This window comes from Kineococcus indalonis (genome assembly GCF_009906395.1).
Classification (GTDB): Bacteria; Actinomycetota; Actinomycetes; order Actinomycetales; family Kineococcaceae; genus Kineococcus; species Kineococcus indalonis.
In genome coordinates, this window is sequence record NZ_JAAALM010000103.1 from 1 (window position 1) to 9,720 (window position 9,720).

Here is a 9,720-nt window from a genome sequence, read left to right on the forward strand (position 1 = left end):
GCTCCGGCTCGCGCACCGCGGCCGCCGCCGCGGTCAGGGCGGCGGCCACCTGCTGGCGCAGCACCGCCTCCATGGCCACCTCCCGCTCGGCGGGGTTCTGCACCTCCACCAGCAGCGCGGTCAGCTCCTCCACCCGCACCGACAGGCTGGCCAGCACCAGCACGCGGTCCTGCCGGCGCTGCACCGCGTCGCGGTGCCGGTGCGCGCGCAGGTTCGCGCGCAGCGCGTCGCGCACCTCCGCGTCGCGCTCGCGCGCCTCGGTGCGCAGCGGTTCCACCGAGCGCAGCCGCTGGCTCCACTCCCGCGCGCTGGGCGGGGTGTCCCGGCGCAACCCCTCGGCCAGGTCGTCGAGCTGGTCGGCCAGGACTCCCGCCAGTCGCCCGGCCGCCCGGTCCGACTGCAGCAGCGGCAGGTCCGGCAGCAGCGCGTTGACGCCCACCGCGACCAGCCCGCCCAGCAGCGTCAGCCCGCTGTAGGCCAGCACGTAGTCCACCGGGTCGGCGGCGCCCACGATGAGCACGAACACGGCGGCGCTGAGCACCCAGCTGCGCTGGGAGCCCAGCAGCGACCAGCCGGCCAGCAGCGTGGCGGCGAACACCACCACGGCCACCACGGCCGGACCGGGGCCGAGCAGGGCGTGGGCGCCCAGGGCGAGCAGCCCGCCCAGCACGATCGCGGCCACCGCCCGCAGCGAGTTGTCCAGGGAGGAGCGCACGGTCGTGTACGAGCCCACCACCGCGCCCAGCGGCGCGTAGTAGGGGTACGTCTCCGCCGGGGCCAGCGGCAGCCACAGGGCCAGCCGCCAGGCCAGGGTCGCCGCCAGCGCCGTCCGCACCGCCAGGCCCACCCGGGGGCGGCGGCCGAACAGCGTGCCGCGGGCGGCGGCGCGCAGCGCCCGCCCGCGGCGCAGCACCGCCTCCACGCGGGCCACTGTCGCGCGGACCGCGGTGGTCGGCACCTCGCCCCGCCGTGGATCTTTCTCGTGGCTGCACGTTTGAGCACCCCCGGTCCGGGTAGTGAACCCCGCAGCAACGGACCACGACCGGCCGCTCGGGCCGGTCCCGGCGAGAGGAGCAGGACGTGGGCATCGCCGACAAGGCCCAGGACTTCGCCGAGGGTCACGAGGCCCAGACCGACCAGGCCATCGACAAGGCCGGCGACGCCGCCGACGCCAAGGGCGGCGGCAAGCTCGGCGCCGGCGTCGACGCCGCGCAGGAGAAGGCCGACGACGCCATCGGCGGCGACCAGGGCGCTTGAGCCCGGTCACCGCAGCAGCACCCCACAGGAGGAGGCGAGCATGTCGACGTACGACGTGACGGGCGGATCAGGAGCGACGGCAGCCGGTGCCGGCGGTACCAGCGGTACCGGCGACGCGCAGGGGCGCGCCCAGGAGACCGCGGGCACCGCCAAGGAGCAAGCCGGCCAGGTGGCCGGGACCGCCAAGGAGCAGGCCGGCCAGGTCGCCGGCACCGCCAAGGAGCAGGCCGGCCAGGTGGCGGGCACCGCCAAGCAGCAGGCCGCGGAGGTCGCCGGCACCGCGAAGCAGGAGGCGGGCCACGTGGTCGCCTCCGCCCGCGAGCAGCTGAGCGACGTGCTCGGCCAGGCCGAGGCGCAGGCCGGTGACCTGCTCGGCGAGCTGCGCAAGCAGGTCGACGAGCAGACCAGCACCGGGCGCGACAAGATCGCCGCCCTCCTCACCCAGGCCGGTGAGGAGCTGGCGCAGATGGGTCGCGCCAGCGAGGGGTCCGGCCCCGCCACCCAGCTGGTGCGCCAGGCCGGCGACCGCGTCGGCGCGTGGGGGCAGACGCTGTCCTCGCACGAGCCGGCCGAGCTGCTGGAGCAGCTGCGCACCTACGCGCGCCGCCGCCCGGGCGCCTTCCTGCTCGGGGCGCTGGCCGCGGGCCTGGTGGCCGGCCGCGTCACCCGCGGCGCCAAGGCCGCGCACGACGCCGGCCCCTCGGCGCAGGGCCGCGAGCTGGAGCCGCTGAGCACCGCGCCGACCCCGGGCACCGCGCCGGGCGCGGGGACGGGGACCATCACGGACCTGCGCGGCAGCGACCTGTCCTCCACCTACGCCTCGGGCGTGACGGGCATGGGCACCACCACGAGCCCGACCACCGGGCCGGGCGCGGGTCGGCACGTGGGTACCGGCACGACCGACGAGACGGTCTCCCGCTACGGCGAGGACCCGAACGAGGACCTGCTGCCGCACCACATCCGCTCCGACGTGCCGTCGGTGTCGGACGCGCCCTCGCACGGATCGCGGCCGTGAGCGGGGCGACCAGCGCCCCCCGCCCCGACACCGGCGGCGGCGGCGAGCGCTCGATCGGGGAGATCTTCTCCAGCATCACCACCGAGCTGTCCACGCTCGTGCGGCAGGAGATCGCCCTCGCCAAGACCGAGCTGCGCCAGGACGCGAAGAACGCCGGCCGCGGTGCCGGGCTCCTCACGGGCGCCGGCGTGGCCGGTCACCTGTTCCTCATCTCGCTGACCGCCCTGGCGATCCTCGCCCTCGGCGACCTCATCGGTCACGCCTGGGCGGCGCTCATCGTGACGGTGGTGTGGGGCGTGATCGCCGCCGTGCTCGCCAAGAGCGGGCAGAAGGCGCTCAAGCAGGTCCCGCCGCCGCTGGAGCGGACGACCACGACACTCAAGGAGGACGTGCAATGGGCCAAGCACCCGACGACGTGACCGGCCACGCCGGCCCCGGCAGCCCCGAGCAGATCGAGAACGAGATCGCGGGCACCCGTTCCGCGCTCAGCGCCGACTTGGACGAGCTGACCGACCGCCTGAGCCCGTCGAACGTCGCGCAGCGCCAGGTGGACAAGGTCAAGGACCGCGCCACGGGCCTGAAGGACCGCGTGATGGGCTCGGCGCACGACGCCGCCGACTCGGTGATGGGCACGGCGCACGGCGCGGCGGACTCCGTGCGCGGCACCGCGGGCGACCTCCGCGAGCGCGTCGCCGGCACCGCCGGTGACGTGCGCGACGCCGCCGGGCACGCCCGCGGCGGTGTCGCCGGCAGCGCGGGCGACGCCAGGGGCGCCGTCACGCAGAAGACGCGCGGCAACCCGCTGGCGGCCGGGCTGGTCGCCTTCGGCGCCGGTCTGCTGCTCTCCTCGCTGATCCCGGCGAGCGAGAAGGAGACCCGGGCCACCGCCAAGGCGCTCGACGCGGCCAAGGAGCACGGCGGCGGCGTCATCGATGCGGCCAAGGAGCAGGTGCAGGAGGTGCGCAGCACCCTGCAGGAGCAGGCGACCTCCGCGGCCCAGGACCTGGCGCAGACCGCCAAGGAGGGCGCGCAGGCCGTGCGCTCGGACGCCCAGGACGCGGCCGCCCACGTCAAGGAGCACGGCCAGTCCGCGGTGGGCGAGGTCAAGGACCAGGGCCAGTCCGCCGTCGGCGAGGTCAAGGACCAGGGCCAGTCCGCGGTCGGCGAGGTCAAGGGCCAGGGGCAGTCCGCGGCCGGTCAGGTCCGCGACACCGCCCGCGGCTGACCGCGCACCGCCGACCACCACGACGACGGGCCCGCCCCCTCGAGGGGGCGGGCCCCGCACGAGGAGGACGCGTGAGCACCGGACCGCACGAGGGCACCCGTCTGCCCGACCAGGACGACGCCGTCCAGACCAGCACGGACGACCTGGTGGACGAGGCGTTCGACACCGACGACGAGGACGCGCCGTCGGAACCCCTGGGGGACACCCACACCCCGTGAGTCGCACCCGGGCCGGGGCGCGCTCGGCGCGCGCCCCGGCCCGCGGGGCGGGAGAGTGGAGGACATGAGCAAGACCACTCAGCGCAACGGAACGAGGACGGACGGTTTGTCGGTCCAGCACGGCGAGCGCGGCGAGAAGGCCGAGTCCCCGCAGCAGATCCCCGCCAAGGGGTGGCTGCAGGTCTCCAAGCGCGCCTGGCGCGAGGCGAAGGACGACCAGGTCCCGCTGCTCGCCGCCGGCGTCGCCTTCAAGGCGTTCCTGGCGATCTTCCCGGCCCTGACCGCGGCGTTCCTGCTGTGGAGCCTGTTCGGCGACCCGCAGGCCATCACGAACCAGATCAACGGCATCGACGCCATCCCGCAGGAGGCGCGCGACCTGGTGACCAGCCAGGTCCAGCGCGTCAGCGAGAACCAGTCCAGCGCCGGGTGGAGCGCGGCCCTGGCCATCGTGCTGGCCCTGTGGAGCGCCTCCAGCGGCGTGCAGAACCTCATGTCGGCCACGAACATGGCCTACGACGAGAAGGAGACCCGCGGGTTCGTCAAGGTCAAGGGCACCGCCCTGCTGCTGACGGTCGGCGCGATCCTCTTCATGCTCCTGGCCGTCGCCTGCATCGCCGTGGCCCCCGTGCTCGTGCGGGCCCTGGGCGCCAGCGGCCTCGTCAGCGTGGTGGTCAACGTCCTGCGCTGGGCCCTGCTGCTCGTGCTCGTCCTCGTCGCCCTGGCCGCGGTGTACCGCCTGGCCCCGGACCGCGACGCCCCGCGGATGAAGTGGACCTCCGTGGGCGCGGCCGTGGCCACCGTGCTGTGGCTGGTCGTCTCGGCCGCCTTCTCGATCTACGTCAGCGTCTCGGGGAACTCCTCCTACACCAAGAACTACGGCGCCCTCGCCGGCGTGGTGGTCCTGCTGATGTGGCTGTGGCTGACCAGCTACGCCATCCTCCTCGGCGCGGAGATCAACGCCGAGTCCGAGCGCCAGACCGACAACGACACCACCGTGGGGCCCCCGCAGCCGATGGGGCAGCGCGACGCGGTGGCCGCCGACCGCAAGCCCGAGGACCGCTGACCCGGGGACCGGCGAGGTCCCCGGGCCCGCGGGCCCCTCAGCGCAGCCGCACGTTCACCGCCCGCCGGTGAGCTTGCGGCTGCGCTGCTGCTCGCCCGGCACGCCGTAGGGGTAGTCCGCCGGCTGCGGGTCGCTGGCGCTGTCCAGCGCGTCCAGCTCGTCGGCCTCCAGCTCCAGGGCGGCCGAGCCGAGGTTGTCGGTCAGCTGCTCCAGCGTGCGCGCCCCCAGGATCACCGAGGACACCGACGGCTGCGCCGCCAGCCACGCCAGCGCCACCTGCGCCATGCTCGCCCCGCGCGCCTGCGCCACCTGCTGCACCGCGGCGATGACGTCCCAGGTGCGCTGCTGCGCACCGCGGCGCGAGTACGCCTCCACGCCGCGCTCGGGGTCCTCGCCCAGCCGCGTGGCGCCCGTGGGGGCCTGGTCGCGGGTGTACTTGCCCGACAGCCACCCCCCGCCCAGCGGCGACCACGGCAGCAGGCCCAGGCCGTTCTCCTCCGCCGCCGGCACGATCTCCCACTCGATCTCGCGCACCAGCAGGCTGTACTGCGGCTGCAGCGTCACCGGCCGCACCAGCCCGGAGGCGTCGGCGGTGCTCACCGCCTTCTGCAGCTGCCAGCCGGTGAAGTTCGACAGGCCCACGTTGTGGACCTTCCCGGCGCGCACGAACGCGTCCAGGGTCTCCAGGGTCTCCTCGATCGGCGTCCACGGGTCCCAGGCGTGCACCTGGTACAGGTCCACCGCGTCCAGGCCGAGGCGGCGCAGCGAGGCGTCCAGCGCGCGCGTCAGGTGCCGGCGCGACAGGCCCACACCGTTCGGCTCGCCGGAGGTGGGGAAGCGGCCCTTCGTGGCCAGCACCACCCGCTCGGTGACCTCCGCGGGCCGCGCGGCGAACCAGGCGCCCACGATCTCCTCGGAGGTGCCGGCGCTGTAGACGTCGGCGGTGTCGACGAGGGTGCCCCCGGCCTCGACGAAGGCGTCGAGCTGGGCGAAGGCGCCCTCGCGGTCGGTCTCGGCGCCGAACGTCATGGTGCCGAGGGCGAGGTGGGAGACGGACGTGCCGCTGCTCCCGAGGGTCCGGTACTCCATCGTGCGGTTCCTCCAGACGGGTGAACTCCGGGGGTGGTCCCCGCGCCCATCCTGCTCCTGCGCCGCCGCCGCGGACGAGGGGGCCGGGCAGCGCGTGCAACGCGCGCGGCCCCCGCCGCGTCCTGTCCGTGCGGGCCGCCCGGCCCGCGCGCACGGGACGGACGGGGAGGGGCGGCGTGGACGCCGAGCACGAGGCGCTGGAGAGGGCGCTGCGCGACCTGGGCACGAGGCGCCCCGTGGTGGACCCGGCGCTCCTGGCGGTGCGCGCCCGCACCCGCGCCGGGGTGCTGCGCCGCCGGCGGCGCGCGGCGGCCGGGGCGCTGGCGCTGGTGGCGCTGGCCGTGCCCGCGGGCCTGTCGCAGCTGGACGCCGTGCCGCCGCCGGCGCGCACCGCGCCGGCCACCTCGGTGCCCGCGCCCGCGCCCGCCCGGGTGCCCGATGCCGCGCTGCTGGACGCCGCGGCCGTGCGCACCGCGCTGCCCGGCGCCGTCGACGCCCCCGAGCTGGCCGCGGTCGTCGACCCCGGCGCGCGGGCCTGGAGCTCGCTGTGCGTCGACGCGACCTCCAGCGTCGTGCGGGCCGGCCGCACCGCCGGCTGGACCGCGAGCTCCCCGGGCCCGGGCCTGCTCGAGGACGTCACCGAGACCGTCCTCGTCCTGGAGCGCGACACCGCCCGCACCCACCTGGCGCAGGTGCGCGAGCAGGCCCCGCAGTGCCGCACCGACCCCGACGGGACCGGCCCGTGGCAGGTGGACGAGGCCTCCGGGGTCGGCGAGGACTCCGTCACCGGGGTCGCGCAGACCCTGCGGGGCGAGAGCCCGCGGTGGCGCGCGCGCGTCGTCGCCCGCAGCGCCGACGTCGTCGTCGACCTCACCGCGGAGACGGCCCAGCCGGACGCCGCCACCGCGGTGCGCCTGGCCGAGGACCTCGCCACCGAGGCGCTGCGGCGCGCCGGGTCCGGGGTGGTCCGGTGAGCAGCGCGGTGCAGGAGGCTGCCGGGGTGCTGACCTTCGAGGAGTTCGTGGCCGCGCGCGGCCCTGCCCTCGTGCGGCTGGCGCGCGGGCTGCTGCGCGACCCCGACACCGCCGAGGACGTCGTGCAGGACGTGCTGGCCAAGGCCCTGCTGAAGTGGGGGCGGGTCTCGGCCGCCGACGACCCGGTCGCCTACGTCAACCGCATGGTCGTCAACGCCTGCACCTCCTGGTGGCGCCGCGCGGCGCGCCGCGAGCGCCCGGTGCCCGCCGAGGAGCTGCCGGAGCCGTCCGGCGCCGTGCCCGACGCCGGCGGCCGGCTGGCCGACCGCGACCAGCTCCTCACGGCGCTGCGCGCGCTGCCGGTCAAGCAGCGCACCGTGCTGGTGCTGCGCTACTTCGAGGACGTGCCCGACGAGCGCATCGCGGACCTGCTCGACGTGACCACCGGCACGGTGCGCAGCAACGCCCACCGCGGACTGGCCGCCCTGCGCGGCGCCGTGCAGCGCTGAGCCCGGGGGGACGGCCGGGGGAGGCGTTGCGGTGCCCGCCGTGATCGCCCAGCATCGGCACGTGCCCGACGCCGCCGCCGACACCGCCGCCGACACCGCCGCCGACACCGCCGCCCCCTTCGACGTCCACGTGCGCGGGACGGTGTTCCTGGACATCGTCTTCACCGGCCTGGAGGCCGAGCCGCGCCTGGGCACCGAGGTGTGGACCTCCGGGATGGGCTCGTGCCCGGGCGGCATCGCGAACATGGCGGTCGCCGCGGCGCGCCTGGGCCTGCGCACCTCCCTGGCGGCGGCGTTCAGCACCGACGCCTACGGGCAGTTCTGCTGGGAGACGCTGGGGGAGCAGGAGGGCGTGGACCTGTCGACCTCGCACCGGGTCGACGGCTGGCACTCCCCGGTGACCGTCTCCCTGGCCTACGGCGGCGACCGGGCGATGGTCACGCACGAGCACCCCCCGCCCACCCCGGACCCGGTGGAGGTGCCGCCGGCGCGCGCGTGCCTGGTGCACCTGGAGGCCCACCCCCAGCCGTGGGTGCTGCGCGCGGAGGGCCAGGGCGCGCTGGTCTTCGCCGACGTCGGCTGGGACTCCTCCACGCAGTGGAGCCCGGACGTGCTCGCGGGCCTGGAGCACTGCTACGCGTTCCTGCCCAACCACGTGGAGGCGATGCGCTACACCCGCACCGACGACGCGGACGCGGCGGTCTCGGCGCTGGCCGAGCGGGTGCCGGTGGCCGTGGTCACCCGCGGCCCGGACGGCGCCGTGGCGGTGGACCAGACGACCGGCGAGCGCGCGCAGGCCCCGGGCCTGCGCCTGGAGGCGCTGGACGCCACCGGCGCCGGCGACGTCTTCGGCGCCGGGTTCCTCACCGCCACCCTCGCCGGCTGGCCGCTGGCCGACCGGCTGGCCTTCGCGAACCTGTGCGCGGGGCTGAGCGTGCAGCAGTTCGGCGGGTCCCTCTCGGCGCCCGGCTGGGGCGACATCGCCGACTGGTACTCGCACCTGCGGCTGGGCCCGCGCACCTCGGCCACCGCGGAGCTGCTGCGCCGCTACGGCTTCCTGCACGACGTGCTGCCCGCCGAGCACGGCCGCGCCGTGCGGCGGGCCGGCGCGACGCTGGCGGTGCGCAACGACCTGCCGCAGGGACCCGCCGCCCCCACCGGCCACGCGTAGCGCCGCGAGCGCGTACCGTCTCAGGCACCGCACGGGGCTCGCTCGAACCCCGTCACCGGCCGGGCACCACGACGGGGGAGTCCCTGGCCCGCCGCCGGCACCACGCGGTACCGCGCGCCCCACCGGCGCGAGAGCGCCCGGCCGTGCCGGGCGAAGAGGAGCACACCGTGGACAAGTCCCCGCGCAACGGGTCCGTGAAGAAGGCCGCCGGCAAGTCCCTCAAGGAGAAGCGGGTGGACAAGAAGGCCAAGTCCGCCGGCCGCACCGCCGCCGCGGCGGTCGCCGAGAGCGTCGCCTCGGTGCGCCGCGGCCGCTGACCCGCAGCGGCGCCCCGCCCCGCAGCGGGCGGCGGGGCGCCACCGCGGGCGGCCCGCGCGGCCGCGGGCCATCATCGGCGCGTGGACGAGCAGCTTCCCCTGGCACCCGTGGAGACCGCCGGCGCCCCCGGGGGTGCCCGCGAGGGCGCTCCCGAGCGCACCTCCGACCGGGGCCCCGCCGGACCCGGGCGGCCCGGGCGGCCCGAGCGGCCCGGCGCGGCCGGCTGGGTGCCCGGGGGGGCCGGGGTCGAGGCGCTGCGGGAGGCCGCGCGCGGGTGCCGCGGCTGCGAGCTGTGGGAACCGGCCACCCAGGTGGTCTTCTCCGCCGGCGACGTGCACGGGCGCCTGGCGCTGGTGGGGGAGCAGCCCGGCGACCAGGAGGACCGCCGCGGCGTGCCGTTCGTCGGCCCCTCCGGCCGGCTGCTGCAGAGGGCCGTGGCCGAGGCGGGCATCGACGTGGCCACCACGTACGTCACGAACGCCGTCAAGCACTTCCGCTTCACCCAGGAGGCGCCCGGCAAGCGCCGGGTGCACTCCAGCCCCGACGTCGCGCACGTCACCGCCTGCCGGCCGTGGCTGGCCGCGGAGCTGGCGCAGGTGGACCCCGAGGTGGTCGTCTGCCTCGGCGCGACGGCCGCGAGGGCCCTGCTGCCCAAGGACTTCCGGGTCACCAAGCACCGCGGGCAGCTGATGCGGCTGAGCACCTCGCGCGGGGAGAAGACGTTCCTGGGCACCATCCACCCCTCCGCCGTGCTGCGCGTGCCGCAGGAGCAGCGCGACGCGGCGTACGCGGGGCTGGTGGCCGACCTGCGCCTGGCGGCGGGGGCCCTGGGCTGAGCGGGGCCCGGCCGTGCCAAGATAGATACACCATGGACACAACCG

13 protein-coding genes are annotated in these 9,720 nt (G+C 76.7%); 11 read left to right on the top strand and 2 right to left on the bottom strand.

Going from position 1 to position 9,720, the window contains the following annotated elements; genetic code table 11:
• Nucleotides 1–958, bottom strand: a 958-nt coding sequence (locus GTR00_RS07365; protein WP_166610985.1) for an FUSC family protein, incomplete at its 3' end; no start/stop codon positions are given.
• A gap of 122 nt (nucleotides 959–1,080) precedes the next feature.
• Here GTR00_RS07365 and GTR00_RS23685 point away from each other — a divergent pair.
• From GTR00_RS23685 to GTR00_RS07395, 6 genes are all read left to right on the top strand, one after another.
• The gene (locus tag GTR00_RS23685; RefSeq protein ID WP_166610986.1) at nucleotides 1,081–1,257 is read left to right on the top strand and encodes an antitoxin; all 177 of its coding nucleotides are present in this window, start codon (nucleotides 1,081–1,083) and stop codon (nucleotides 1,255–1,257) included.
• A 40-nt stretch (nucleotides 1,258–1,297) separates the two neighbouring features.
• Entirely contained in the window at nucleotides 1,298–2,272 is a 975-nt protein-coding gene (locus GTR00_RS07375; protein WP_166610987.1) for a hypothetical protein, read from the top strand.
• Nucleotides 2,269–2,691: a phage holin family protein gene (locus GTR00_RS07380; protein WP_166610988.1), complete on the top strand. Its 423-nt coding sequence runs from the start codon at nucleotides 2,269–2,271 to the stop codon at nucleotides 2,689–2,691. The genes GTR00_RS07375 and GTR00_RS07380 overlap by 4 nt, the downstream gene beginning before the upstream one ends.
• The gene (locus GTR00_RS07385) at nucleotides 2,667–3,497 is read left to right on the top strand and encodes a DUF3618 domain-containing protein (RefSeq protein WP_166610989.1); all 831 of its coding nucleotides are present in this window, start codon (nucleotides 2,667–2,669) and stop codon (nucleotides 3,495–3,497) included. The genes GTR00_RS07380 and GTR00_RS07385 overlap by 25 nt, the downstream gene beginning before the upstream one ends.
• Before the next feature lie 71 nt (nucleotides 3,498–3,568).
• Nucleotides 3,569–3,715, top strand: coding sequence for a hypothetical protein (locus GTR00_RS07390; RefSeq protein ID WP_166610990.1), 147 nt, complete (start codon nucleotides 3,569–3,571; stop codon nucleotides 3,713–3,715).
• A 64-nt stretch (nucleotides 3,716–3,779) separates the two neighbouring features.
• Entirely contained in the window at nucleotides 3,780–4,778 is a 999-nt protein-coding gene (locus GTR00_RS07395) for a YihY/virulence factor BrkB family protein (RefSeq protein ID WP_166610991.1), read from the top strand.
• Between the two features lie 54 nt (nucleotides 4,779–4,832).
• Here GTR00_RS07395 and GTR00_RS07400 read toward each other — a convergent pair whose 3' ends face one another.
• Nucleotides 4,833–5,867 (bottom strand): aldo/keto reductase, encoded by a 1,035-nt coding sequence (locus GTR00_RS07400; RefSeq protein WP_166610992.1) that lies wholly within the window; start codon nucleotides 5,865–5,867, stop codon nucleotides 4,833–4,835.
• 176 nt (nucleotides 5,868–6,043) lie between these two features.
• Between GTR00_RS07400 and GTR00_RS23690 the strand changes: the two genes are divergently transcribed.
• The 5 genes from GTR00_RS23690 to GTR00_RS07425 all read left to right on the top strand — a co-directional run bounded on the left by GTR00_RS23690 (nucleotide 6,044) and on the right by GTR00_RS07425 (nucleotide 9,675).
• The gene (locus GTR00_RS23690) at nucleotides 6,044–6,841 is read left to right on the top strand and encodes a hypothetical protein (RefSeq protein WP_166610993.1); all 798 of its coding nucleotides are present in this window, start codon (nucleotides 6,044–6,046) and stop codon (nucleotides 6,839–6,841) included.
• Complete coding sequence (locus GTR00_RS23695; RefSeq protein WP_323132310.1) at nucleotides 6,838–7,350, top strand: SigE family RNA polymerase sigma factor; 513 nt, start codon at nucleotides 6,838–6,840, stop codon at nucleotides 7,348–7,350. The genes GTR00_RS23690 and GTR00_RS23695 overlap by 4 nt, the downstream gene beginning before the upstream one ends.
• A 61-nt stretch (nucleotides 7,351–7,411) precedes the next feature.
• Complete coding sequence (locus GTR00_RS07415; RefSeq protein WP_166610996.1) at nucleotides 7,412–8,521, top strand: carbohydrate kinase family protein; 1,110 nt, start codon at nucleotides 7,412–7,414, stop codon at nucleotides 8,519–8,521.
• A 143-nt stretch (nucleotides 8,522–8,664) separates the two neighbouring features.
• A complete protein-coding gene (locus GTR00_RS07420; RefSeq protein WP_166610994.1) occupies nucleotides 8,665–8,838 on the top strand; it encodes a hypothetical protein in 174 nt (57 codons plus the stop codon).
• Between the two features lie 228 nt (nucleotides 8,839–9,066).
• A complete protein-coding gene (locus tag GTR00_RS07425; protein ID WP_166610997.1) occupies nucleotides 9,067–9,675 on the top strand; it encodes a UdgX family uracil-DNA binding protein in 609 nt (202 codons plus the stop codon).
• Nucleotides 9,676–9,720 lie beyond the last annotated feature (45 nt).